Source organism: Actinomyces sp. oral taxon 169 (genome assembly GCF_013394715.1).
GTDB lineage: Bacteria > Actinomycetota > Actinomycetes > Actinomycetales > Actinomycetaceae > Actinomyces.
In genome coordinates, this window is record NZ_CP058259.1 from 3,003,973 (window position 1) to 3,030,672 (window position 26,700).

Annotated in this window: 16 protein-coding genes; 10 read left to right on the forward strand and 6 right to left on the reverse strand. The window is 69.2% G+C overall.

Annotated elements, in window-relative coordinates:
* Positions 1–127: 127 nt before the first annotated feature.
* Complete coding sequence (locus HW274_RS12545) at positions 128–1,516, reverse strand: sensor histidine kinase (RefSeq protein ID WP_260679108.1); 1,389 nt, start codon at positions 1,514–1,516, stop codon at positions 128–130.
* Between the two features lie 699 nt (positions 1,517–2,215).
* On the opposite strand from HW274_RS12545, the gene HW274_RS12550 reads away from it, so the two are divergent.
* Positions 2,216–2,977 carry a DUF4352 domain-containing protein gene (locus HW274_RS12550; protein WP_185988925.1) on the forward strand — a complete coding sequence of 254 codons (762 nt, stop codon included), beginning with the start codon at positions 2,216–2,218 and terminating at the stop codon, positions 2,975–2,977.
* A gap of 211 nt (positions 2,978–3,188) precedes the next feature.
* On the opposite strand, the gene HW274_RS12555 is transcribed toward HW274_RS12550, so the two are convergent.
* A complete protein-coding gene (locus HW274_RS12555) occupies positions 3,189–4,379 on the reverse strand; it encodes a phosphoglycerate dehydrogenase (RefSeq protein WP_009406788.1) in 1,191 nt (396 codons plus the stop codon).
* Positions 4,380–4,518: 139 nt separating this feature from the next.
* Positions 4,519–5,598, reverse strand: coding sequence for a 3-phosphoserine/phosphohydroxythreonine transaminase (gene serC, locus HW274_RS12560; protein ID WP_185988926.1), 1,080 nt, complete (start codon positions 5,596–5,598; stop codon positions 4,519–4,521).
* Positions 5,599–5,927: 329 nt separating this feature from the next.
* Between serC and HW274_RS12565 the strand changes: the two genes are divergently transcribed.
* On the forward strand, positions 5,928–7,484 hold the full coding sequence (locus tag HW274_RS12565) for a DUF4832 domain-containing protein (protein ID WP_185988927.1): 1,557 nt from the start codon (positions 5,928–5,930) through the stop codon (positions 7,482–7,484).
* A gap of 551 nt (positions 7,485–8,035) precedes the next feature.
* On the opposite strand, the gene HW274_RS12570 is transcribed toward HW274_RS12565, so the two are convergent.
* The 3 genes from HW274_RS12570 to HW274_RS12580 all read right to left on the reverse strand — a co-directional run bounded on the left by HW274_RS12570 (position 8,036) and on the right by HW274_RS12580 (position 12,398).
* The gene (locus HW274_RS12570; protein ID WP_185988928.1) at positions 8,036–9,544 is read right to left on the reverse strand and encodes a glycoside hydrolase family 36 protein; all 1,509 of its coding nucleotides are present in this window, start codon (positions 9,542–9,544) and stop codon (positions 8,036–8,038) included.
* 138 nt (positions 9,545–9,682) lie between these two features.
* Positions 9,683–10,900 carry a Gfo/Idh/MocA family protein gene (locus HW274_RS12575; protein ID WP_185988929.1) on the reverse strand — a complete coding sequence of 406 codons (1,218 nt, stop codon included), beginning with the start codon at positions 10,898–10,900 and terminating at the stop codon, positions 9,683–9,685.
* Between the two features lie 10 nt (positions 10,901–10,910).
* Positions 10,911–12,398 (reverse strand): CCA tRNA nucleotidyltransferase, encoded by a 1,488-nt coding sequence (locus HW274_RS12580; RefSeq protein WP_020992096.1) that lies wholly within the window; start codon positions 12,396–12,398, stop codon positions 10,911–10,913.
* A 202-nt stretch (positions 12,399–12,600) separates the two neighbouring features.
* Between HW274_RS12580 and HW274_RS12585 the strand changes: the two genes are divergently transcribed.
* From HW274_RS12585 to HW274_RS12620, 8 genes are all read left to right on the forward strand, one after another.
* Positions 12,601–13,110, forward strand: coding sequence for an NUDIX hydrolase (locus HW274_RS12585; protein ID WP_003788538.1), 510 nt, complete (start codon positions 12,601–12,603; stop codon positions 13,108–13,110).
* On the forward strand, positions 13,107–15,575 hold the full coding sequence (locus tag HW274_RS12590; protein ID WP_185988930.1) for a DUF6049 family protein: 2,469 nt from the start codon (positions 13,107–13,109) through the stop codon (positions 15,573–15,575). Before HW274_RS12585 ends, HW274_RS12590 begins: the two co-directional genes overlap by 4 nt.
* Positions 15,572–19,876: a murein biosynthesis integral membrane protein MurJ gene (locus HW274_RS12595; RefSeq protein WP_075253663.1), complete on the forward strand. Its 4,305-nt coding sequence runs from the start codon at positions 15,572–15,574 to the stop codon at positions 19,874–19,876. Before HW274_RS12590 ends, HW274_RS12595 begins: the two co-directional genes overlap by 4 nt.
* A gap of 86 nt (positions 19,877–19,962) precedes the next feature.
* Positions 19,963–20,889 (forward strand): thioredoxin-disulfide reductase, encoded by a 927-nt coding sequence (trxB, locus tag HW274_RS12600; RefSeq protein ID WP_075253662.1) that lies wholly within the window; start codon positions 19,963–19,965, stop codon positions 20,887–20,889.
* A 109-nt stretch (positions 20,890–20,998) separates the two neighbouring features.
* The gene (trxA, locus tag HW274_RS12605; RefSeq protein ID WP_003788529.1) at positions 20,999–21,325 is read left to right on the forward strand and encodes a thioredoxin; all 327 of its coding nucleotides are present in this window, start codon (positions 20,999–21,001) and stop codon (positions 21,323–21,325) included.
* A gap of 259 nt (positions 21,326–21,584) precedes the next feature.
* A complete protein-coding gene (gene thrC / locus HW274_RS12610; protein ID WP_075253661.1) occupies positions 21,585–23,024 on the forward strand; it encodes a threonine synthase in 1,440 nt (479 codons plus the stop codon).
* A gap of 226 nt (positions 23,025–23,250) precedes the next feature.
* Positions 23,251–24,564: a PLP-dependent aminotransferase family protein gene (locus tag HW274_RS12615; RefSeq protein ID WP_075253660.1), complete on the forward strand. Its 1,314-nt coding sequence runs from the start codon at positions 23,251–23,253 to the stop codon at positions 24,562–24,564.
* Positions 24,565–24,572: 8 nt separating this feature from the next.
* Positions 24,573–25,520 carry an ATP-grasp domain-containing protein gene (locus HW274_RS12620; protein ID WP_075253659.1) on the forward strand — a complete coding sequence of 316 codons (948 nt, stop codon included), beginning with the start codon at positions 24,573–24,575 and terminating at the stop codon, positions 25,518–25,520.
* Positions 25,521–26,700 lie beyond the last annotated feature (1,180 nt).

The window sequence follows — 26,700 nt, forward strand, 5'->3', positions numbered from 1 at the left end:
AGCCTAGGTGCGTGCGCCGACACAATCACCATCCCAACGGCCCAGGCCCCGGATGGTGCCTCCCCGTGAGCTGCGCGCAGACCGGTATCTCCGATCTCGGGCTGTTCAGATACTGGTTGGCGGCCGCTCAGCGATCGGTGCGGGGTGACTCCGCCGAGCGCCAGGGCAGGTGCGCGCTCACGACGAACCTGCCCTGGCCGTCGGGGCCGGCGTGGAACGTGCCGCCGCAGATCGCCGCCCGTTGGGCCATGCCGCGCAGGCCCGAGCCGCCCTGGGGGTCGCCGACGACGACTCCAGGTCCTAACGCTGCGCCTCGGTCAGCGCCCGCGGCCTGAGGCGCCTCACCGGCCTCTGCCTCGGGAGCCTCCGCATTGTGAGCCTCCGGCTCGGTCCGAGAGATCCGGTTGGAGCAGGTGATGTCGATGCCGGTGTCCGGACCGCCCTCGACACGCAGTTGCACATTCGTACCGGGCGAGTGCTTGCGGGCGTTGGTCAGGGACTCCTGGACGATCCGGTAGACGGCTCGCGAGAGCACCTCGTCGGCCTGCGCAGCGCGGTCCAGGTAGATCGAGGAGCTCAGCGGCTGGCGGGCGGCAAGGACCCCGTCCACCACCTCTCTGAGATCCTCCAGGCGCGGGGCGGGCTCGACCGCCCCCACCGGCTCGCGCAGCACGGCGAGCAGGGAACGCAGGTCCCGCATGGCACCCTGGGCCTCCTGTCGCACACGCTGGGCGGCGGCCCGTGGATCATCCTCGCCGACGGCGCCGGCTGAGTCCGGAGCCTGCGAGCCCTCTGGGGCATTCGAGCTCTCCGACGTCTCCAGGACGCCTTGCTCCAGGGCGGCGGCGTGGAGGGCGAGCAGCGACAGGCGGTGGCCGAGTCCGTCATGGACCTCGCGAGCCACCCGCTCACGCTCGGCCTGCAGGCTGACAGTGTCCGCCAACCGGGTGGAGGTCCGGGTCTGCTCCTGGGCGGCGCGCTCGGCCTGGGCTGAGGCATCGGCCGCCTCCTGGGCGCGACGTCGGGCCTTCCTCTCCCCGTCACGCGCGCGCAGCCACAGTCCGACGGCGACCGGCAGGGACATGGCCACGACCGCGAGGAACAGCACCTGCAGCACCGACACATGGGTCACGGCATGAGGGTCGGGGGAGGATGAGTTGAAGGCACCAATCATCGAGCTCCCGGTGGCTCCGTAGCTCGCGTCCCGGAAGAGCGCCGTCAGGGTGCCGACGGCGAGCAGCGCGCCCGTGGCCCACGGGACAGGGTCACGCAGGGACCGGGACCGGCGCACCACGGTGGTGAAAGCGATGAGTCCCACGGTGGTGTCCAGGTAGACCCCGATGCCCGCGAGCGCCGAGGCGACCGTGATGGGCACCGGCCAGCGCCGACGCAGGAAGAACGCAACGAGAAGCCCCAGTCCCGTGAGGATTCCAGCGGCTTCGAGCACTGGGTGATGGCTCTCCTTGAGAACCTGTTCATGGTTGAAACGTGTTCCCAGCGCGATAAGGAACCCCATGGCGCACAGGGCAAACAGGCCCAGGGATCGCAGGATCGTCAGAGTGACGTGCAGGGCACGACGTTGCGACGGGGACAGGGACTCCGTGAACGACCGAGCCGGTCTTACAGGCGTGTACGGCGCAGGGGTGGAGGGAACCGCAGTCATCGGGGGGCGGAGGCGCGGGTCCGACGCCGCAGGAGTACCGGGAGCAGCGGAAGGAGCGGGGTATGAGGGATGCGGGGCGAGTCCCGCGTACCCCTGGTACCCCGGATATCCCGGATAGGCGGGATAGGGGTAGGCCGGTGGGGTCGACGGGTATGGCAGGGCACGCGCCCCGACGGTGGGCGCAGTGGGCTCAGTCCGACCGCCCCCAGGGCTACCGCTCCAGCCCGACACGGGTGGGGTGCCGGGTCCAGGAGTGGGCGGGTAGGTGGGGACTGACATGTGCTCACTGTAGAACCGGGCACTGACACGCATGATCGCCCGATAGGACACGATTCGGGCGCTAGAGCGCGGGAGGCATCGTCCTTTTGGTCAGTCGCGATGAGTGCCCTTTCGGACGGCCGCCTCGGACTCATCGGTCGATGTGCGCGCCGCACGGCCGGGGCCATCGTTGTTCCCGTCAGCTGATCCCGTCAGCTCCGGTGACGACACACCGTGATGGGCACTGCCGCATCCCGCTCAGTGCCTCACCTCCCGCATCTCGAAGGACCCATCATGACCAGCCCCGTCAACCCAGTCCCTTCCTCACCCGCCGGTGTCCCCTCCGGTGTCCCCGCCGCAGGCTTCCCCGCCCCGGCCGCAGGCATGGGTGTGCCCGCTCCCGAGCCGAAGCGCTCCTGGTTCGCCCGCCACAAGATCCTCACCGGTATCGGCGCCTTCATCGCCGTCGGCATGATCGCCTCCGCACTCAACGGTGGTGGGGGCTCGGGGAACTCGAGCACTACCGCCGCCACCCCGCCGTCCATCCAGTCGATGGCCAGCGCGCCCGCTCAAGCAACCGCCGGTCAGGACTCCGCAGCCGCACCCAGCCCTCAGCAGCAGGAGTCGGCAAAGGATGCCGAGACGTCGGACTCCGCACTGAGCTTCCCCGGGAAGCAGAGCGACGACGTCGTCGGAAACGCCGGTGACACGATCGACGACGACGGCATCAAGGTCAGCGCCACGCCTGTGGCCGCGGGCGACGCCACCCTGGGCCCCACCGCCTGCTCGACCATCACGATCACCAACGGCTCCAAGAACACCCTGGACGTCAATGCCCTGGACTTCACGTTGCAGAACCCGGCCGGGGCGATCAGCAACAGCGGCTTCCTGGGGTCGAGCAACCACCTGTCCTCATCCACGCTCATCGCGGGTGGCTCGGTCAGCGGCGATGTCTGCTTCGATGCCGACGTGTCGGCCGGAGGGCAGTACGTGCTCCTCTACAAGCCCACACTCTCGCTGTTCGGGCACCGCCGGGCCTGGATCAACAACCTCTGACATCCCACGGGGTCCGCAGGTGCATGTGGCACGTGCGGACCCCGACGGTCGGGGACGTTCCACGCGGCCGGGTGCGTCTCGTTGCAGTCAGGGACCTCCTGCGCGTCGGGGGACAGGAATCCGGTCCCCGACGGCGTCGAACGCCCCCGGTCGCACAGAAATGTCCCCGCACGCGCGAGACGTCCCCGGCCGCGCGGGCCCCCGGCTCAGCTCAGATGCCGCGCGCGGACAGCACGCCGTCGATCGCGCGCAGCTCCTCAAGGACCTTGGGCTCGATCTCGCCCTCGACGTCGACCAGCGTCACCGCCAGCTCACCGCGCGACTTGTTGAGCAGGTTGGCGATGTTCTGCCCGTGCTGGGCCACAATCGTGGAGACCTGACCGACCATGTTGGGCACGTTGCGGTTGACGATGACGAGCCGGTGCGTGCCCTCCTGGCGCGCCATGACGGCCTCGGGGAAGTTCACCGAGTTGTGGACCTGCCCGTCCTCGAGGAAGCCGCGCAGGGAGTCGGCGGCCATGATGGCGCAGTTGCGCTCGGCCTCCTTGGTGGAGGCGCCCAGGTGGGGCAGGGAGATGCACTTGGGGTGCTTGTGGACCTGCGTTGAGGGGAAGTCGCACACGTAGCCGCGCAGCGTGCCCTCGTCCAGGGCGGCCACGACGGCGTCGGTGTCGACGATCTCGGCGCGCGCGAAGTTGAGCAGCACCGCGGTCTCCTTCATGAGGGCCAGGCGCTGGGTGCTCACCAGTCCGCGGGTGGCGGGGATGAGGGGCACATGGACGGTGAGGATGTCGGCGCGGCGGAAGACCTCCTCCATGGAGTCGGCCCGCTCGACCTCGGCGCTCAGGTGCCAGGCGTGCTCCACGGAGATACCTGGGTCGAAGCCGACGACGTTGAGCCCCAGCCCCAGGGCGGCGTTGGCCACCTGCACGCCGATGGCCCCCAGGCCGATGACGCCGAGTGTGCGGCCGGGCAGCTCGAATCCGACGAACTGCTTCTTGCCGGCCTCGACGGCCTTGGCGATCTCGGCGTCGTCGCCCTCGAGGGTGTGGGCGAAGCGGGCCGCCGGGATGAGGTTGCGCGAGGCGATGAACAGGCCCGCCAGGACCAGCTCCTTGACGGCGTTGGCGTTGGCGCCGGGGGTGTTGAACACGGGCACGCCGCGCTCGGTGAGCGCCTCGACCGGGATGTTGTTCGTGCCGGCGCCGGCGCGGGCCACGGCCAGGACCGACTCCTCGATGGGGGTGTCGTGGAGCTTGGCCGAGCGCACCAGGAGGGCGTCGGGCTCCTCCACGGAGCCGCCGACCTCGTAGAGCTCGTCGGGCAGGCGGGACAGGCCGGCCCCGGAGATGGCGTTGAGGGTGCGGATACGGAACTTGTGGTCAACGCTGCTGGTGGTCACGGAAGTACTTTCTGCAGAGCGGTCCGGGTGGAGGAAGCGGTTGGGACGGGTAGCAGGGCCCGCGGGCCGATGGCTGGCCCGTACACCGGTCGGGCCCGCAGGCCAGGCGAGACGGCCGGGATGGCGAGCCGGCGGGCGCTCAGGCCCGGGCGGCGAAGTCGGTCATGTAGTCGATGAGGGCGCGCACGCCCTCGATCGGCATGGCGTTGTAGATGGAGGCGCGCATGCCGCCCACGGAGCGGTGCCCCTTGAGGTTGGTGAGCCCTGCGGCCTGGGCACCGGCCAGGAAGTCGGCGTCGCGGGCGGGGTCGGCCAGGGTGAAGGGCACGTTCATCCAGGACCGCGAGCGCTCCTGAACCGGGTTGGCGTAGAAGTCGGAGGAGTCGATGTAGCCGTAGAGAAGCTCGGCCTTGGCGCGGTTGCGCTCGGCCATTGCCTCCAGGCCGCCGCCGTCCTCGATCCAGTGGCCGATGAGCCCCAGCAGGTAGATGGCGAAGGTGGGAGGCGTGTTGAGCATGGAGTCGGCGTCGGCCATCTTCTGGTAGTCCAGGACGGTGGGGGTCACCGGGCGGGCCCGCCCCAGCAGGTCCTCGCGCACGATGACGACGGCCAGGCCCGAGGGCCCCATGTTCTTCTGAGCCCCGGCGTAGATGAGGCCGTAGCGGGAGACGTCGATGGGCCGCGAGAGGATCGTGGAGGAGAAGTCGGCCACGAGCGGGACCTCGCCGGCCTCGGGCACGTAGTCGAACTCGACGCCGCCGATGGTCTCGTTGGGCGTGTAGTGCAGGTAGCGGGCGACCTCGGGCACCGTGAAGGAGCCGGGCTCGGGAGTGGTCGTGTAGGAGGAGGCGGCCTCGTCGGCGGGCACGACGACGTCGAGCTCGTAGGCGCCGGCCTGCTTGATGGCCTTGGCGGACCACTGGCCGGTGTTGAGGTAGGCGACCGTGTCACCGGGGGCGGTCAGGTTGAGGGGGATGCCGGCGAACTGGGCGCTGGCCCCGCCCTGGAGGAAGAGCACGCGGTAGTTGTCGGGCACGGACAGGAGGCGGCGCAGGGTGGCCTCGGCGTCGGCCGCGCAGGCCACGAAGTCGGCCCCACGGTGGGAGACCTCCAGGACGGACATTCCCGATCCGCCCCAGCTGGTGAGCTCGGAGGCAGCCTGCTCGAGGACGGGCAGGGGGAGCTGGGCAGGACCGGCGGAGAAATTGAAAACGCGCACGGAGTCATCATGGCCGCTTATGCGCGCGGCGGCAATGTCGTCCCGCATGGCGACGGCGCCTCTCATTCCATCCCGCCCCGGAAGGCCTCGACGACCCCCTCGACGTTCTCCCTGGCCGACGTCACCCACCGACGTCGGAACGCCGTCGGAACGCCGCCGGAACGCCGCCGGAACGCGGCACAGCGCGAAATTCTCATGTCCCCCAAAAGTACGGGTGGCACAGGCCTTCCACCCCGTCAACCGAGCACGTTGTCAGCGATAGCACAGGTGGACCGCTCAACTGGCCGGTAGGGTTTACCCACGCCCAAGTCCCTACCTGACAAGTTTTTATGATCGATTCACAGCACGACGAGACCACTTCTGCAGCAGCTTCCGGCTCCACGTCGGCGGCCGCGCAGCAATCGCACGGCCCAGGTTCCGATCGCACGCCCTCTCTGGGACACCAGGTGCTCGACCGGCTCCGCAGGGGGCGCAAGCCGCGCTTGGGCGCCATCCTCATGGCGCTCGTCGCCGTGGTGTCCCTGGCCACCGGGTTCCGGGCCTGCAACTGCAACCGGGCCTGGATCGAGGTCTCCGCGGCGGCCACGCCGGAGGCCAACCCGCTCAAGGGGATGATGCCCTTCGCGCCAGCGGACGCCTCCCACTCGCCGGTGCTGCAGGAGAACGCACCGCCCCACACGATGGAGTGGCTGACGCTGCCGGTCAGCGACGTCGTCGCCGGGCCCGGCTCGTACTCGTGGGACAGGCTCGATGCGCACCTCAACGCCATCGCCTCGCGCGGGCACCAGGCGGTGCTGCGCTTCTACGTCGACTACCCCGGGCGCCCCAGCGGCATCCCGGCCTACCTGCTGAGCTCCCACGCGGTGCCGACCCACGACTACACGTTCCACGGCAACGCGCCGGGCCAGTCGCTGGCGCCGGACTACAACGACCCCGAGATGATGTCGATGCTCACCAGCTTCATCTCAGCCCTGGGCCAGCAGTACGACGGCGACCCGCGCCTGGCCTTCATCACCCACGGCCTGGTGGGCTTCTGGGGCGAGGGGCACACCTACCCGATGAACGGCAAGGTCTCCGGGGAGAACCCCTCCGGCGAGAACTGGATGCCATCGGCGGCGAACCAGAACACCCTCGTTGACACCTGGGGCAGCGCCTTCCAGGTGACGCCGACACTGGCGCGCTACCCGTCCGCGGAGACGATCAAGCACGGGGTCGGCTACCACGACGACTCCTTCGGCTACGCCACGATGGACACCGCCGACTGGCACTTCCTGCCGAAGCTGAAGGAGGCCAAGGCGGACCAGGCCTGGCAGCAGCACCCGATCGGCGGCGAGATCTACCCGGGCATCCAGGAGTGCTCCGTGCGCAACCCGGGCAGCTGCATGGCCTCGGGCTCCAACGGAGGAACGGTGGACATCGACGCCTCCATCAAGGCCACGCACGCGAGCTGGCTGGTGGACAACTGGGCCTTCACCACGACCCTCAACGGCTCTGAGCGCGAGCGGACCGTGCAGGCCTCCACCGAGACCGGCTACGACCTGGCGGTGGCGCGCTGGCGGATGCGCAACGGCAAGGTCGAGGTGCAGATCGCCAACAACGGGGTGGCGCCCTTCTACTACAACTGGAATGTGGAGGCGGTGGCCATCAACACCTCCAACGGCATGGAGGTCGGGCGCACCACGCTCAGCGGCGACCTGCGCAAGGTCGCGGTCGGCAAGACCCAGACCTTCTCCGGGCAGCTTCCGGCGGACCCGGCCGGACAGAACACGATCCTGGTGCGCGTGGTCAACCCGCTGGACTCGGGCCAGCCGCTGCGCTTCTCCAGCGCCGGCCAGGACCAGACGCTTCCCGGCTACCTCACCCTGGGCCGCACCCCCACCAAGTAGGCGGGGCCCGACGGCGGAGTCCCGACGGAATGCCGGCGGGGCGCGCCCGGGGCCGGGCTCCCCGACCCGGGTCCGGGCAATCGAGGACCTGGCGGTGGGGCCGGGCGCTCTCAACCCAGGAGCCGGCCTCCCCTCCCGCAGTCTGATCGCCTGCCCGGCTCTTCTAGTTCCTGCGCAGCCTCCCGGCGGTGGTTCGACGTCGGCGCTAGCCCGCCCCGCCTCGGGTCGGCCCACTCCACGAGGGTGGAGATCTACTGACCGAGGGTTGTGCGTACTGCACGAACCCCCGACCCCGGTGGAGTATCCCCAACCCTCCTCCAGTAGCACCCGAACCTCGTGCAGTAGGCGCCCTGGCCCAGCCGACCGGGCCCAAGCGCAAAACGACCACCAACCGGTATCTCCTGTGCTGGCATGGAGATGGCTTGCGGAGCCTCACGAGAGCGATGCGCAGGCTCCGAGGCGACCAAACAGATTGTGAAGAGACGACCAAACAGTCGATGAAGCGATCCGCCTAGCTTCAACCGGCTCCAGACAGCCACCCCAGCCCCGGCTCACAGCGGGTAGGCCGACGCCTTGCCCTCGATGGCCTCGGTGAGGTCGATCTCGCGCTCGCCCAGGCTGAAACGGTAGCGGCCCAGGATCTCCAGGGGCTCGTCCTCGGCGGCCAGGAAGGCGCGCACGGCCTCCTTCTCCTCCTCATCGAGCCAGGTCATCTGGTCCGACAGGCACCGGTAGCGGCTGGCCTCGGCCACGTCACGCAGCCACTGCATCTGGGTGTCGTCCAGGAGGTTGCGGCGGTGGCGGAAGAAGACGACGTCGGGGTCGACCCCGATGACCCGCCCCAGCCAGAGCCGGTTGATGCCGGCGTGCAGGGCGTTGTAGGCCTTGGCGTCGGACAGGTCGTCGGAGGCGTAGTTCTCCCACATGGGGGCCACATCCGGCCCCACCCGCACCGCGTCGAGCAGCCCGATGGAGGGCATGATGAGCGCCCCGGAGCCCAGGAGGAAGGTCTCCTCCCCGGCGGTGTCGCGCACGAGGCGCAGCCCGGTGCGGTAGGCCTCCTCCCGGTCGATCTGGCGGTGCCGGTAGCCGGGGATGGCGGCGGCGTTGATGAAGTCGAGCTTGAGGTAGCTGAAGCCCCACCGGTGGACGATCTTGGCGATGAGCTTGCGCACGTAGGTCTGGGCGGTGGGGTGGGTCGTGTCCAGCGCGTAGTAGTCGCCGCCCCAGTTGGAGCCGGCCACGGCCAGTCCGCCGTCGGCGTTGTGGACGAACATCTCCGGGTAGTCGCGCACGGCCCGCGAGCCCGGCAGGGCGATGAAGGGCGCCACCCACAGGCCCGGCTGCATGCCGGCCTCCCGAATCCGGGTCGCGGCGGCCTCCATGCCGTCGCCGAAGCTCTCGCCGGCCTCCCAGTCGCCGACCGCGACCTCCCAGCCGTCGTCGATCTGAAGCGTCTTGAAGCCCAGCTCGGCGACCTGCGGGATCTCCCGCTCAAGGGCCTCCTGCGAGATGCCCTCGTAGTAGGAGTACCAGGAGCACCACACGCTCTGCGGCTCGATCGCCCGGCCCCCCAGGCTCTCGCCGAGCTCGCGGGCGTAGCGGGCCATGACGGCGGTGGCCGGGCCGGGCAGGATCACCCAGCGCGCCGGGTCGCCGGACTCGGTGAAGGCCTCCAGGACCGCGGTGTCAGCGCGCAGCCGCGGCGTGCGCCCGTCCAGGCAGCCCACGAGCAGCGCCCCGGCGGAGTCCTCCAGGACCGCCATCCAGGCCGAGTGGTGACGGGCCGGGTCGTCCCAGGGGGCGTCGTCGGCGGTCCGACGGCGCTGCTCATTGGCGATACGCATGGGCGCCTCGCTCAGGCGGCGCCAGCCCGACGGCGACCAGGAGTTCTGGCCGGTGCGGTAGAACTCGCCGTCGCGCATGTCATGCAGGAGGGTCAGGTGGGAGGCCTCGACGTAGACCGCGCCGGTGGCGCCGCCGGCCCCGTGCTGGGTGGTCACCGTGCCGTCGCAGGCCAGGGCGATGCTCCGCCCGGTCAGGGTGATGTGGTGAATCATGCGCTCTCCTCGGCTCCGGCCTGTCCTGCCCGCGGCTCGGGTCCCCCGCGAGGCACCGGCACCGCCCGGCTCGCACTGTACGTGCTACCGACCGTACAGACCGACATTTTCTTCAAAGATGACGCGGAGCCGCGTCGTTTATGAAGATTCGGTCAGTGTGTGAGGATTGTGCTGCCCACGGTGGAAGTAGTCCGCCAGCTCCGAGTCGAGCTCGGGCACGTCGAAGGGCACGGAGCCCGAGCGCAGAGACCGGGTGGCCAGCACCCCCGCCGCGACGGCGTCGCGCGCGCTGACCGGGGAGACCTCGGTGGCCCCGCCGTCGCGCACGAAGCGCAGGAACTCGTCGATGGCGAGCTGGTCGGCGCTGTCGTGTCCGGTGCCCTCCTCGGCGATGACGTACTCCTGGGTGGCGCGCTCGGCGTAGTGCTCGGTGCGCTCGGTCCACACCTTGACGACGTCGCCGGCCCCGTCACCGAGGTTCTCGGCCCGGCCGCGGGTGCCGATGACCGTATAGCTGCGCCAGTAGTCGGGGGTGAAGTGGCACTGCTGGTAGGAGGTCATGACCCCGTTGCGCATGGTCATCATGAGCATGGAGTGGTCCTCGACGTCGATGACGGGGTTGAGCCCGTCCACCTCGTCGGCCGGCCAGTGCTCGAGGCTGAACCAGTCCTGCATGACGGTGCCGGCGCTCGTCCCCGCCGGGCGCCGCTCGGCCTCCCCGTAGACCATGAGTCCACCCATGCCGACGACGCGGGCCGGCGCGGAGTGAGCCAACCAGCTCATGACGTCGATGTCGTGGGCGGCCTTCTGCAGCAGCAGGCCGGTGACGTGGCGGCGCTCGGCGTGCCAGTCGCGGAAGTAGTAGTCGCCGCCGTTGCCCACGAAGTGGCGGCACCAGATGGCCTTGACCTCGCCGATCCGCCCGGAGTCGATGATCGACTTCAGCAGCCGCACCACCTCCATATGGCGCATGTTGTGGCCCACGTAGAGGCGGGTGCCGGTGCGCCGGGCGGTCTCCAAGATATGGTCGGCGGCCTCGATGGTGATGGCCAGGGGCTTCTCCAGGTAGACCGGGACGCCGGCCTCAAGGAAGAAGCAGGCCAGCTCCTCGTGCGTGTCGTCGGGCGTGGTCAGGACGACGGCGTCGATCCCGAACCCCAGCAGGTCGCGGTGGTCGGCCACGACCGCCACGCCCTCAGGCAGGAGCCGCCGGGCGCGCTCGACGGCGTCGGAGGCGGTGTCGGCCGCGACCACGAGCCGGGCCGGGACCGGCGAGGAGTCCGCGAGCGCGGCCAGGTAGCAGCGGGCCCCGATGCCGACGACACCGACCCGCAGCTCCCTTGAGGCTTCAAGCACTCTGTCTCCCTCAGCTCTTCTGGCGGGCCGCCCACCAGGAGCGCAGTGCCTGGCGGGCCAGGTCCTCGCCGATGGGCCCCTTCTCCATGCGCAGGTCCATGAGGAAGCGGTAGGCCTCGCCGACGACCGGCCCGGGGGCCACGCCGAGCTCGGCCATGATCTGGCCGCCGTCGAGGTCGGGGCGGATGGCGGCCAGCTCCTCGGCGGCGCGCAGGGCCTCGATGCGCTCCTCGAGGTCGTCGTAGGCGCGGTCCAGCATGGCGGCCTTGCGGCGGTTGCGGGTGGTGACGTCGGCCCGGGTGAGCCGGTGGAGGCGCTCCAGCAGGGGGCCGGCGTCGGTGGCGTAGCGGCGCACGGCCGAGTCCGACCAGGCGGCGTCGACGTAGCCGTGGAAGCGCAGGTGGAGCTCGACCAGCCGGGAGACGTCCTTGATGGTCTGCTTGTCGAAGCGCAGGGCCCGCAGCCGCTTGGCCGTCATCCGGGCGCCGACGTGGTCGTGGCCGTGGAAGGTGACGGTGCCGTCGGGCAGGAAGCGGCGGGTGGCGGGCTTGCCGATGTCGTGGAGGATGGCGGCCAGGCGCAGCACCAGGTCGGGGCCGGGGACGGGCCCGTCGGGCCCGGTCTCCAGGTCGATGGCCTGGTCCAGGACGGTCAGGGTGTGCTCGTAGACGTCCTTGTGGCGCTTGTGCTCGTCGACGGTCTCGCGCAGGGCGCTCAGCTCGGGCAGGACGACGTCGGCCACGCCGGTGTGGACCATGAGCTCCAGTCCGCGCCGGGGCCAGGGGCTGATGAGCAGGCGCTCGAGCTCGGCGCGCACGCGCTCGGCGGAGACGATCTCCAAGCGGGGGGCCATCTCCTCCATGGCGGTCATGACGTCCATCTCGACGTCGAAGCCGAGCTGGGCGGCGAAGCGGGCGGCCCGCATGATGCGCAGGGGGTCGTCGTCGAAGGACTGCTCGGCACTGACGGGGGTGCGCAGGACGCCGGCGTTCAGGTCGGCCAGGCCTCCGCAGGGGTCGACGAGCTCGAGGTCGGGCAGGCGCAGCGCCATGGCGTTGACGGTGAAGTCGCGGCGGGTGAGGTCCCCGGTGAGGGTGTCGCCGTAGGTCACCTGGGGCTTGCGCGAGCCGACCTCGTAGGCCTCGGTGCGGTAGGTGGTGACCTCCACGATGGTGGAACCCTTGCGCGCGCCAATGGTGCCGAAGGCCCGGCCCACGTCCCAGGTGGTCTCGCCCCAGGCGGCCAGGATCTTCTCGGTCTGCTCGGGGCGGGCCGAGGTCGTCAGGTCCAGGTCGTGGGGGGCGACGCCGAGGAAGGCGTCCCGCACCGGCCCGCCGACCAGGGCGATCTCATGCCCGGCGCGCACGAAGGCGTGGCCCAGGGCCGCCAGGGCGGGGGGCAGGCCCTCGAGTGCCTGACGGGCCTTGGGCGTCAGGCCCCGGTTCTCGGCGGCTTCCGGGGAGTCGGCGGGGTCAGCGGGAGCGGGGTGCGCAGTCATCGGCCCAAGCCTGCCATGAACCCTCGCCGGTGCGCCGTCGTCCTCGGCCTCAGCCGCCCTGTGGTGAGGACCATCCTGCACCGCGTCCACGGCCGCCACCGACCGCCGTCGCCCCCCATGTCCGTCCGCGGATGGCGCAGTTGTGTGCGACGACGTACTCGGCCAGCGGCGCCCGGCGGCCCGGACGCCCTAGAGTGTCCCCATGCCCTCTCCACGCACTCGCACGCCCCGCGCCGGAAACCCGGCCCACCGGGCGAGTGCACGCGCCCTGCCCATCGTCAATGAGACCAGTGCCGGCGGCCTGGTCGTCGACGTCCAGAACGGGCAGGCCTTCACCGCGGTCATCGCCCGGCGCAACCGGGGCGGGCGCCTGGAGTGGTGCCTGCCCAAGGGGCACCTGGAGGGCGCCGAGACCCCCGAGCAGGCCGCGGTCCGCGAGATCATGGAGGAGACCGGGATCACCGGTCGGGTTCTTCGCCACCTGGCGACCATCGACTACTGGTTCGCCGGCCACGAGCACCGCGTCCACAAGGTGGTGCACCACTTCCTGCTGGAGGCGGTCAGCGGCACCCTGACCACGGAGAATGACCCGGACCATGAGGCCGAGGACGTCGAGTGGGTCGCCCTCGACGACGTCTCCCACCGCCTGGCCTACCCCAACGAGCGCCGTATCGTGGCCGCGGCCTGGGACATCCTGGTGGGGGATGGATGACGGGCACCGCCGCCTCTGTGTACGCGAAGGTGGTCACCACGCTGGGCTCCCGGCTGCGGAGCAGGGCGATGGTGACCATTGCCGCCCTACTGGGGGTGGCCGGCCTGGTGCTGTGGCCGGTGGCCGCCCTGCCCGTGGCCGAGGCGGACCAGGGCTCCGGCACGCTCCCGCTCGCGCAGTCCGCCGGGCTCTCCGCTGAGATCGCCCCGGCCGCCCCGGCGACGCCGTCCGCGACGTCGGCCCCGACGAAGGCCGCCCCATCCGCCCCGGCATCGAAGGAGAAGCCCTCCAACCAGGTGACCGTGAGCATCGACGCCATGGCCCCCGAGGTGCTCCACAGCGACCAGGACCTCAACCTGACCGGCACCATCACCAACGGAACCGCTCAGACCATCACCGGGGCGGACCTGGTGACGCGGGTGCAGCGATCCACGGAGGCCACGAGTCGGGACCTGAGCAAGTGGCTGACCGGGACCGACGAGTCGGGACTGTCGGATCCCTTCACGGTCCCACTGGGTCATGACCTCCAGCCGGGGGGCGTCTCCCAGTTCTCCATCACCATTCCCGCCGACGAGCTGCCGCTGGACAGCACTGACCAGTGGGGGCCGCGCGGCGTCTCCGTCGGCCTGGCGACCCAGGACGTCTCCCTGGCCCAGGACCGCAGCATCCTCGTGTGGGACAGTGGCACCTCCGTCGCACCGGTGCGCATGACCGTCTTCCTGCCGGTGACCGCCTCCGCTCAGGAGATGGCGGTGCTGTCCGCCCCGCATACCCAGGAGCGCACGGAGGCCCTCAGTCGCATCCACAACCGGGTCCTGGGCCTGGTGAGTATGGCCGGCGACGGCGTCGTGGTCGCCGTCGACCCGGCACTGATCGAGGCCCTCGGTGTCACCACGGACAGCCTCGAGCAGGCCGCCCGCAACAGCAACTCCCAGCCCTCCACGCCGGACGCCTCCCCTCAGGCGCCCCAGAGCGCCGACTCCTCCGCGTCGTCGGCCCCGACCACACCGTCGACGCCGGCCCCCTCGGCAAGCGCCACCCCGTCACCGCAGGCGGGGGGCAACGCCACCGCCTCACCGTCCGGCAAGGCCCCGCAGGCCTCCAACGAGGTCATCCAGCTCTCCGCGGCTCTCGCACGGGCCATCCACACCGACAGCCTCGTGGCTCTGCCGTGGGGCGACTCCGACACCGCGGCCCTGGCGCACCTGCAGCAGACGAGCCTCATCGAGACCGCCGCACGGCGCACCCAGGAGTCGGCCATCGTCAAGGTGGGGGCCCCGACGTCGGTGTCCTGGTTGGCTTCCAGCGTCGCGGACGCCACCACGGTCAATGCGCTGGCGCAGCCGGATTCGACCATCATCGCCTCACCGGAGTCCTTGTCGCCGTCCGACGACCTCACCTACACCCCCTCCGGTCTGGGCGCCTCCGGGGACCACGCGGTCCTGATCCCGGAGCAGTCCCTATCGGGGGCGCTCACCGGTGAGGACGCCAAACCCACTGCCTCCGATCAGGGCACCCCGACCACCCAGAGCGCCCAGGCCTCCGCGCTCGACACCCGCCAGCTGCTGCGCAGCGACAGTGCCATCCTGGCCCGCCAGGCGCCGGCGCTGGAACGGGACATCGTCGTGGCGATGCCCCGCCGGGCCGCCTCCGCCGTGCAGTCATCGGTCGTGCGCGAGCGGGTGGCCGCCCTGCGCTCAGTCCCCTGGACCCAGTCCCAGTCTTTCTCCGCCCTCCAGGAGCACGCTCAACAGGAGGTCTCGGCCGTGGCCGAGGGCACCTCGCGGATCGATCGCTCCGAGATGCCGGACACGGTGATCGACACCAACGAGCTGTCCGCCGACACCCTGGCCGCCGCCGGCCGTACCGCCACGACCCTGCAGTCGATCTCCTCAGTGCTCTCCGAGCCGGCCGCCCTGCTGGGCGACTACACCAACCTGGAGGCGGTGGTCTCCTCAGCGTCCTGGCGCTCCGACCCCAAGACCCGCAGCGCCCAGATCCCCAACGCCGAGGCGGCTGGCGCCGACGTCACCTCCTCGCTGGCCGCGGTGCCGTCGTCGACCATCAACGTCATCAGCTCCGAGGCCCAGCTGCCGGTGCGCATCACCTCCTCCCTGAACCAGGACGTGACGGTTCAGGTCTACCTGGTCTCGAACAACAAGCGACTCCAGGTCCCGCGCACCACCACCGTGCGGGTCCCGGCCCACCAGCAGGCCAAGGTCACGGTGCCGATCCAGGCCGTCGGCTCCGGCGACGTCGCCCTGACGGTACAGGTGCTCGCCGCCGACGGCACCACCGTGGGCACCCCCACCACCGTCAACATGCGCGTGCGCGCCGACTGGGAGGGACGCGGCACCGGAGTCATCGTCGGGGTCCTGGTCGCCATCGTGGTGACCGGTACGGTGAGGACAGTACGACGAGGCCGCCGCACCGCAGTGGCCCCGGCTGCACAGGAGACGGCATGAGCATCATCAAGCGTGTACGGATCGGGCGATCCTCCTCCCAGGGGCGCAGCCAGGCGTCCCTGGCGCGCTCCTCGGCCATCATGGCCTCGGGGACCCTGGTCTCCCGCATTCTGGGCATGGTGCGCAACGCCCTGATCGTCATGGCGCTGGGCGCCACCGGGTCGGGGGCCGCCGACGCCTTCAACACGGCCAACAACCTGCCCACCTACCTGTACAACATGATGATCGGCGGGATCCTCAACGCGATCCTGGTGCCGCAGATCGTTCAGGCACTGCGACGACGCAACGGCGAGGAGGTCGTCAACCGCCTCTTGACCGCCGCGGCCACGCTCATGCTGGTGGTCACGTGCATCGCGACCGCGGCCGCGCCCCTCATCTTCACCCTCAACGCCAACTCCTTGGCCCAGGGGCAGTGGCGAGCGCTGTCCTTCGCCTTCGCGTTCTGGTTCATGCCGCAGGTCTTCTTCTACGGCCTGTACGCCCTGTGGGGGCAGGTGCTCAACGCCCGCTCGAGCTTCGGGCCCTACATGTGGTCGCCGGTGCTCAACAACATCATCTCGATCGCCTCGATCCTGTTCTACCTCCATATCTACGGCCGCTACACCGCCGGTGAAGGCGCAGAGGTCTGGGGCTGGGGCCGGATCACCCTCATCGGGGCGACGACGACCCTGGGCATCGCGGTCCAGGCGCTGATCCTCTACATCCCCCTGGTGCGCTCCGGGTTCCGGCCGCGCATCATCTTCGGGGTACGGGGCCTGGGGCTGGGCAAGACCGTCAAGGTGGCCCTGTGGGCGCTGGCCGGGGTGGGCGTGGCCAGTCTGAGCAACTGGATCACCTCCAACCTGGGCTCCTACGCGGTCACGGCCTCCGAGCAGCCCGAGTACGCGAACGTCATCGTGCCCTCCACGACCATGTGGCTCAACGCCTACCTGGTGTACATGCTGCCCCAGTCCCTCGTGGTCACCTCCATCATCACGGCCCTGTTCACCCGGATGAGTGAGAAGGCCGCGGCCGGGGACGCGGCCGGAGTGCGCGAGGACCTCTCCCTGGGACTGCGCTCGGCGGGCGTCTTCACGGTGCTGGCCACCGCGGGCATCTGCGTCCTGGCCGTTCCGGCCCTGCAGCTCTTCACCCCCTCGATCTCCCTGCCCGAGGCCCAGGCCAGCGCCCCCATGCTCATCGCTCTGGCGCTGGGCATCGTCCCGCAGGGGATCTGGTTCGGGACCCAGCGGGTGATGCTGGCCTACTCCGATACCAAGCGGCTGCTGCTGGCCGACGTCGTCGTCGGCGTCATCCCCGTGATCCTGTGCGTCCTGGCCTACTTCGTCGCCCCGGCCAACCACTGGATGACCTGGGCGGGCGCGGCCAACACGATCAGCCAGATCGGGGGCTGCGTGGTAGTCATCCCCATGATGCGCTCCCACCTGCCCAGCCTCGACAGCCGCAAGATCGTCACCACCCACCTGCGTCTCATCATGGCGGTGGCGCCCGCGGTCGTCGTCGGGATCCTGCTCAACGCGCTCCTCGGTGACATCGACGCCGACTCCTCCCTGGCCAACATGACCGCGGCACTCGGACACATCGCCGTCGTCGCCACCGTCATGTCGCTCATCTACCTGCTGATGGGGCGCATTGTCCGGATCGAGGAGATCGCGGTCGCCTTCCGGCCCTTCTCGCGGATCCTGTCCACGCTCGGTCGGCGTCTGCCCGGCGCGCCCGGGCGAGCGGTCCTGGCGGCGGCGGCATGGTTGTCACCGGCGCAGCCGCAGACCCAGGCGACCGCTCAGATGCCTGCCGTCCAGGCGCCTGCGCCCCCACCTCCACCGGCTCAGGCGGCCTCAGGCCCCTCCGGTCTTTCAACGGGGACGACGGCGCATGGTGCTGTTGGCTACACCTCCGGGGGTGCTCAAGCGATTCCGCCCGCACCGCCGCCACCTGCTCAGGCCCAGACCCACCCCTGGGGACAGCCGGGTCAAATGGGGTCCCAGCCCGCGGGCGGCCACCCCTCTCAGGCCGTGGCGGGCCACCCTCACAACGGGCAGCCCTTCCAGCATCTCGCACCGCCGCCACCGGCACCCTCGCAGGCCGCGGCCGCACCGCCGCCCCCGAGCGCCGATGCCGCAGCCGGCTCCTCCCACCACTGGCCCACCCCGGGGCACGTCCCGTCCGACGCACCCGGGAGTATCCCGCCGTCGCTGCCGGCCAGTATTCCCCCGTCGCGGGGAGCCACAGGACGCTCCGCCGCCCACCCATCACACAGCTCTGCCCACACCGGCCACATCACCCCGGTCTGGAGCCCGCAGACAGTTACGATGGGGTCAACTGGTTCAGATGGACAACCATCTCAAGGAAGGAGACGCATGTCGGAGGCGACGCCGATCGGCAGTGGTCGCTACGGGCTCCTGGGAACGCTGTCCACCACCCTGCCGCGCATTGTCAGGCACCGTGGCGTCGACACGATCCTGGATCGAGACGTCACGATCCTGGTTCTCACCGACGCGACGCTTCATCGCGACAACGTCCTGGAGTCGGCCAGCAGGGCGGTGCTGGTCGAGGACCAGCGTCTCCAGCAGGTCTACGACGTCGAGCGCGCCGAACCCTCCGTCATCGTCACCGAGCCTCTGACCGGACGAACCTTCTCCTCCTTGGTCTCCCGGGGCATGCCCCCGGCGCAGGCCCGCGCCATCATCGGTGAGACCGCGCAGGCGCTCGACGCCGGTGCTCGCCGGGGACTGCACCACCTCAACCTGTCGCCGGAGTCCATCCGCGTCCTTCCCGACGGAACGGTGAAGGTCAGCGGCCTGGGCATTGAGGCCGCCGCCCTCGATCTGGAGAGCCGGGTCGCCGGCCATGACCCGTCGGCCGCCGACCGTGCCGACGCCCGCTCCCTGGTGGAGATCCTCTACTACGGCCTGACCGGCCGGTGGCCGGGCAAGCGCCCCGGTATTCCCTCCGCACCTCGACTGGGCGGTGTCCCGGTCAAGCCCTCCACGCTCGTGCCGGGGATCGACCCGGTCCTGGATGAGCTGTGCGAACGCACCTGGAGCAGCCAGCCCCCGATCTCCGCAGCTGAGGTGGCGCGCTCACTGGGCACCTGGGACCAGGTGGCCGGCTACCACGAGTCCGGGCCGGCGCAGCGCCCCTCGTCCCAGCACCCCTCGTCGAGCAGCGGCGCCACTGGTGGCAATGGTGGCGCTGCGGGTGCCTCGGCCGCCGTCAGTGCTGCGGGAGCCGGTGTCGCCAACGCGGCGCGTGGAGTCCTGGACCGGCTGCGGCGCAGCGGTGCGGGCAAGAGCGCCACGGTCAGCGCACCGGCGGGGCAGACAGCACCCGCACCGGTTCAGCCGGAGCCGGCACCGTCCGTGGTGCCTACCGCCTCCGAGACACCTGCCGAGCAGACCTCCGTCATCGAGGCGGCCTCGGCTGCTACAACACCGGCCACACAGGCCCCCGATCCGCAGCTGCCGGAGTCGGCGGCTGCGCAGGAGCAGTCCGCCGACGACGTCTACGTCCAGGTCACCGGGCCGACGAACCCGATCCCGAACGTCCTGTCAACCGCCTCCGAGACCGTTCCCGGGCCGGCGCCGGTCCCGGCCGAGCCCTTCACCGGCAGCTTCCCGGCCTTCGATGACGACGAGGACGAGGAGGTCGACCCCGAGGCCGCTCGCCGCGAGCAGCGCACGACCAGCTCGGTCCTGGTCACCTTCTTCCTCATGGTCATCGTCTTGCTCGTGGTGGCCAGCTACATCGTGTACCAGACGATCGGCATCCCCTTCGCGGACAAGGACCGCGCGGCCGCTGACACCGTCCCCTCGGCCAGTGCCCAGGAGAACGGCGGCGGGGGCGGACAGCAGCCCGCGCCCCAGCCGGCTGAGGCCAAGCCCGAGATCGCCGGCGTGAGCGTTGCCAACAACCTGAGTACTCAGGCGGACAACAACCAAAAGTACCTCAGTGACGGCGACACCAGCCGCCCCTGGTTCTCTCACAACACCGGCAGTCCGGACCTGATCCAGCCGATTGACATCGAGATCAAGCTCAAGAGCCGTGCCAAGGTCTCTGAGATCGACTTGCAGGGAACCAACGAGGGCGGGCGGCTTGAGATCCGCGCCACGGACCTCAGCAACGCGGGCGGCGGTACGGTCCTTGCCGAGGGCGCCTTCACCTCGGGAAGCACCACTTTCAAGGTCGACAACCCTCAGGAAGTCGACACCATCGTCATCAGGGTGACCCAGTTGCCCAAGAACAGTGATCCCACCGAGTTCCCCTACAAGGCAACGGTGACTGAGGTCACAATCAAATAGGACTTTCCCTGGGAACAGTCCGTACTGCTCACCAGTTACCTCAGGTAGTCGCGCACTGCGGCCCCTATCCGCTCGTCAGGAGAGTCATGATTCACGACGTCGTCATCGTCGGCTCCGGTCCCGCCGGCTACACAGCCGCCATCTACGCGGCCCGCGCCCAGCTCAATCCGGTCATCCTGGCCGGTTCGGTGACTGCCGGCGGTGCCCTGATGAACACCACCGAGGTGGAGAACTACCCCGGCTTCGTCGAGGGCATCATGGGCCCTGAGCTCATGACCCAGATGCAGGAGCAGGCCGAGCGCTTCGGTGCCGACATCCGCTACGAGGACGTCACCGCCCTCGAGCTGGAGGGCGACGTCAAGCGCATCACCACTTCTGATGGCGTCTACGAGGCCCGCACCGTCATCATCTCCACCGGCTCGGAGTACCGGCACCTGGGCATCGACGGGGAGGAGCGCCTCTCCGGCCACGGCGTGTCCTACTGCGCCACCTGCGACGGGTTCTTCTTCAAGGACCAGGACATCGTCGTCGTCGGTGGCGGGGACTCGGCCATGGAGGAGGCCACCTTCCTGACCCGCTTCGCCCGCTCCGTGACGGTGGTCCACCGCCGCGACGAGCTGCGCGCCTCGGCCGTCATGGCCAAGCGCGCCCAGGAGGACCCGAAGATCTCCTTCGCCTGGAACTCGCGAGTCGTCGAGCTTGACGGCGAGGACTCGCTGACCGGCGTCACCCTGGAGGACACCGTCACCGGGGACCGCCGCCGGCTCGAGGCCACGGGTCTGTTCGTCGCCATCGGACAGGTGCCGCGCAGCGAGCTCGTCACCGACGTCCTCGAGCTCGACGAGGCCGGCTACATCAAGGTCGAAGCGCCTTCTCAGCGCACCCGCATCCCCGGGGTCTTCGCCTGCGGTGACGTCGCCGACCCCACCTACCAGCAGGCGATCACGGCAGCCGGTTCCGGCTGCCGCGCGGCCCTGGATGCCGAGCACTACCTGACCACTCTGCAGGCCTGAGGGCCGGCTGCCTCCACTCAGCACAGGGTGGGGTCGGCTCCGCCGACGTCGCATCGCCGGCCCCGTCCCATCCTGACTCACCCACCCACAACGTTCGAGGAGAACAATCATGTCCGAGGCTCTCGCCGTCACCGACGCCACCTTCGAGGAGGAGGTCCTCAAGTCCGAGGTGCCCGTCGTCATCGACTTCTGGGCCCAGTGGTGCGGCCCCTGCCGCCAGATGGCGCCGATCGTGGACGAGGTCGCTGCCGACTTCGGTGACAAGGTCAAGTTCGTCAAGGTCGATGTGGACGCCAACCCGGCCACGGCCCGCTCCTACGGCGTGCGTTCCATCCCGACCTTCGCGGTGGTGCGCGACGGCGAGGTCTTCCACCAGTTCGCCGGCTCGCGCCCCAAGGCATCCTTCAAGGCCGAGGTGGAGAAGGTCCTGGCCTGAGGCCGGGGCCTCCGCCCTGTCTTCCGACTCTCACGCATCGGCCCCACCGAGCCGCCCCTCGCGGCGTCCCGGTGGGGCCGATGTCCTGTCCCAGCGGTTATCTGATGTCTGGTTCGTCATTAGGCGGTCCGTCACCTCAGCGAGGCCGTATCTGACACAGCATCTGACACCGCACCTGTCACCTGCCGTCACGGCCCCGTAGAATCGCACCGGATTCGCACGCGGCACCAGGGCATGCGACACGGCAAGAAGGCGGCACATGCAGCACACCCAGTACATCTCGACCCGTGGCCAGATGGCGGCAGCGGGGTTCACGGACGTTCTTGTGGCGGGCCTGGCGCCCGACGGTGGCCTGGCGGTTCCCAGCCGGCTGCCCGCCCTGAGCCTCGAGCAGATTGAGGCCTGGAGGCCCTTGGGCTACGCCGACCTGGCCACGGAGGTCATCGGCCTGTTCGCCACCGACATTCCCCGGGAGGACCTGGCGGAGCTCACCCGAGCCGCCTACGGCCCGCAGCGGTTCCCGCAGCCGGTCGTCCCTGTCACCGAGCTTGACGAGGTCGCCGACGGCCTGACCCTCGTGGGCCTGTCCGAGGGACCAACGATGGCCTTCAAGGACCTGGCCATGCAGTTCCTGGGACAGGCAATTCCCTATGTGCTGGCCAAGCACGGACAGGTGCTCAACATCCTGGGCGCCACCTCCGGCGACACCGGTTCTGCGGCCGAGCACGCCTTCAGGGGGCAGGAGGGCGTCAGCGTCTTCATGCTCTCGCCGGCCGGCCGCATGAGCCCGGTGCAGCGCGCCCAGATGTACACCCTCCAGGACGCCAACATCCACAACATCGCGGTGCGCGGCGTCTTCGACGACTGCCAGGCGCTGGTCAAGGCGCTGAGCAACGACGCGGAGTTCAAGGCCGCTCATCACCTGGGCGCCGTCAACTCCATCAACATCGGCCGGATCGCAGCGCAGGCCGTCTACTACGTGTGGTCCTGGCTGAGGGTCACCGACACCGTGGAGGAGGGGCGCCGCGCCGGCTACCAGGTCGACGTGTGCGTGCCCTCGGGCAACTTCGGCAATATCTACGCCGGCTTCCTAGCCCGGTCCATGGGGGTGCCGATCCGCCGCCTCATGCTGGCCACCAATGAGAACAACGTGCTCGAGGAGTTCTTCACCACCGGCATCTACCGCCCCCGTTCCGCGGAGGACACCCTGGCCACCTCCAGCCCGTCAATGGACATCTCCAAGGCCTCCAACCTGGAGCGCTTCATCTGGGCACTGCTGGGGCCCGAGGTCTTCGTGCAGCGCTGGGCAGAGCTGGAGACAACCGGCACACTCGACCTGCGCGATCAGCTCCCGCGCCTGCGCGAGGAGTTCGGCTTCATGGCCGGCACGTCCACGCACGCCGACCGGCTGGAGGCCATCCGCAGCGTCAAGGAGCGCTCCGGCCGGCTCATCGACCCGCACACGGCCGACGGCGTCACGGTCGCCCTGCGCGTCATGGAGCCCGGTTTCCCCACGCTCGTCATGGAGACCGCCAAGGCCGCGAAGTTCCCGCAGACGGTGGCCGAGGCACTCGGGAGCGAACCGGAGACTCCCGACGTCGTCGCCGACCTACTCGCCCGGCCCCAGAAGGTCGAGACGATCGACAATGAGGAGGCTCCCCTGCGCGCCCTCATCGAGGAGCGGGCCCTGAACCGCTGACCGAGATCGGCCCGCAAGGGTCCAGACTCTCACCGCGCCGCGCATCGTACCCACGATGCGCGGCGCGCACTTGTCCGGCGCGCGCCGTCACGACGATGAGGCGATGAACGTGTTTCACGTGAAACACCGCCGAATACTCCTGCCCACGACGACTGCTGAGCACACCTGGGTCCGTGGCAGACTTAGGTCCACAGACGCATCAGTGGCGACCAAGGAAGGACCGCAGGTGAGTGAGAGCAGTAACCAGGTGAAGGGCAACCGACTCGACCCGTGGCTGGACAGCTATGCGGCACGAGCCCACGGACTGCGTGCCTCGGAGACGCGGTCCCTGTTCGCCGTCGCCTCCCGCCCCGAGGTCGTCTCCCTGGCCGGCGGCATGCCCAACCTCAAGGACCTCCCGCTGGAACGTCTGGCGGAGGCCACGGCACGCATGATCCGCGAGGACGGTGGCCGGGCGCTGCAGTACGGGAACGGGCAGGGACTGCCGCGGCTGCGCGAGCAGATCACCGAGGTCATGGCCCTGGAGGGGATTCGGGCCGATCCGGAGGACGTCATCGTCACCACCGGCTCTCAGCAGGCCGTCGACATCGTCACCGAGCTCTTCGTCGACCCCGGCGACGTCGTGCTGACCGAGGCGCCCACCTACGTCGGCTCACTATCGATCTTCGCGACCTACCAGGCCGATGTGCAGCAGGTGCCCATTGATGCCGGGGGCGTCGACCCGGAGGCGCTGGAGGAGACGATCGCCCGCCTCGAACGAGAAGGCCGCCGTATCAAGTTCTTCTACTGCCTCCCCAACTTCCATAACCCCGCCGGAGTGACGCTCACCGAGGAGCGTCGCCGGCAGGTCGTTGAGATCTGCCGACGCCACCACATCCTCATCGTGGAGGACAATCCCTACGGTCTTCTGGGCTTCGAGGGGCAGACCTACACCGCGCTCAAGACCCTCGCGCCCGACGACGTCGTCTATCTGGGTTCCTTCTCCAAGATCTTCGCTCCGGGTTACCGCGTGGGCTGGGCGGTGGCCCCGCCGGCCGTGCGGGAGAAGATGAAGCTGGCCTCTGAGGCGGCGATCCTGTGCCCGTCGTCGGTGGGTCAGTTCTCAATCTCCATGTACCTGGAGCAGTTCGACTGGAAGCAGCAGATTGTGGACTTCCGGGCCATGTACCAGGAGCGGCGCGACGCCATGGTCGCAGCGCTGGAGGAGTTCCTGCCCATGTGCCACTGGAACGTGCCCGACGGCGGCTTCTACGTGTGGGTCGGGCTTCCTGAGGGACTCGACGCCAAGGACATGCTGCCACGCGCGGTCACGAACCTGGTCGCCTACGTCTCCGGGACCGCCTTCTACGCCGGCGGCAGGGCGGGGCAGGACCACCTGCGACTGTCCTTCTGCTATCCCGAGCCGGCCGAGATCCGTGAAGGGGTGCGCCGGCTGTCCGGTGTCGTGACCCGCGATCTCGAGCTGCTGAGCCTGTTCGGGCCCACCCACAGTCCCCATCCGTCCGAGGGCGTCCACGCGCCCGCACCCGACCAGATCTGAGGTTGACGATGAACCAGTCTCCACTCCGTATCGCTGTCCTCGCCGGCGGATTGAGCCATGAGCGCGACATCTCCTTGCGCTCGGGGCATCGCGTCGCCCAGGTACTCAAGCACCTCGGGCACACCGTCCTCGTCCTGGATATCGACGCACGCACCATTGGATCGCTCAAGACCTTCGGGCCCGACGTCGTGTGGCCCTTGGTTCACGGCGGCCCCGGGGAGGACGGGGGGCTTCAGAACGTCCTCATCTCCCTGGGACTGCCGTATGTCGGCACACACTCCGACGGCTGCCAGCGGGCCTCCTTCAAGCCAACGGCCAAAGCGAGTGTTCGCACCGGAGGAGTGATTACTCCTGATTCATTGACGCTTCCACAGTCCTATTTCAGTCAACTAGGGGCCCAGGACGTTCTCACCGTCGTGGCAGGTCATCTGGGGCTGCCAGTGGTGGTGAAGCCGCATCAGGGAGGCTCCGGCCTTGGTGTCTCTTACGCATCGACCGCCGACGAGCTGCGCTCCGCGATGGTGGCGTGCTTCGCCTACGACGAGCGTGCCCTCATCGAGCGTTACGTCGCCGGGACGGAGCTGGCGGTCTCCGTCGTCGACACAGGAGCGGGCCCGCGTGCTCTTCCCCCTGTTGAGGTCGTCACCGACGGGCAGTATGACTTTGATGCACGGTACAACCCGGGCCGTTCGGAGTACTTCGTGCCTGCTCGGCTGGATGAGGCGGTCATCGAGAAGGTGAAGACGACGGCTATCACGGTTCACACCACTCTCGGGCTGGGCAACCTCTCGCGCACCGACCTCATTCTCGATGGCGAGGGGACTCCCTGGTTCATCGACGTCAACGTCATTCCGGGAATGACGGAGACCTCCCTGCTGCCCATTGCCGCAGAGGCCGAGGGCTCCTTGGACGACCTGTATGACGCGTTGGTGAGGAACCCGCTGGTTCATCCGTAACGCCGGCTCGGTTTCACGTGAAACGGTGGCTCCACTCGACATGAGTGGAGCCACCGTTGTATTCACGTGACGGTCCGCAGGGCGTCGAGCGGATACCACCATCGACGTCTTCTTCTCAACGACGTTCCATTACGAGCAACCGGAGAGCCCGCAGTTTCACGTGAAACCGGATGCAGTGTGCGTGCGTCATTGCCCTAGTGGAACACGTCTGCCGCACAATCGTCGAGGCAGGCTGCTCTCGGAACGGGGTAGGGGTTGGCATCACTCGGACCTGCCTCGATACCTCACCAGAACGACAAGCGCAGGCATCGTAACGGGAGGACAGAGTGTCGGGTCATACGGAATCCTGGCCGTTTCACGTGAAACCTATTTATGAGCCTTCCACATCCCGCGCCGAGGGATGGGCTTCTACAGATCCTTCGTTTGGGGAGCAACGTGCTTTGAACGCAAGGCGCCGCCACCCTCGTTGATGTGCTTCGAGTGCAAAGCACGGTAGACAATGCTGCCCAAAGGGTCACAGGTATGGACGTCATCGCGCAGACAGGGGCGCCGGCAAATCGGGAAACGGAGCACGCAGCTCAACGCAGCACGATCATGTTTCACGTGAAACCAGGCGTCGACTGTGCCCAACGACCAGTTCAGCGTGCCTCAGCCACGTCCGCTGAGGACGCGCCCTTCTCCCATTCACCAGTTCATCGTGTGCCGCTGAGAGAGCCCGGGGAGGATCTGAAGTGCGGTGACGCAGCCGGTCTGCCCAGCGTTGCGATGACGAGGGCCGCGCGGCTGTTACAAGGCGACACAGGATAGCTGGAGTCAGGAGCGCCGGACGCGAATCGGCTTTCATCGTCGGCACGGGGCAATGTCAAGGGCGCGGTCGACGCATGGACTACTCGGATACAACACACCACCACCCACCACCAAGTTCCAATTGCTTCCCTTGGTTTCACGTGAAACTTGCCAGCGGCCGCAGCCTTGCTCGATTCCTGCGCATACGGGCGTCAGCGTCATGACGGAAGAGGGGCGCGGTGCCAACTGAAATGGTGGCCGCTTATCCGGGTACGGCCCGGCTCGGTCTGACACCCGACGGTTCTCATCAGGGGCAGTCATCCCCGGAGTAGGGGTACTCCAAGCCAACAGGTGCCGTCACCATAGATCGGATTCGGATGGATCGCGCTCATTC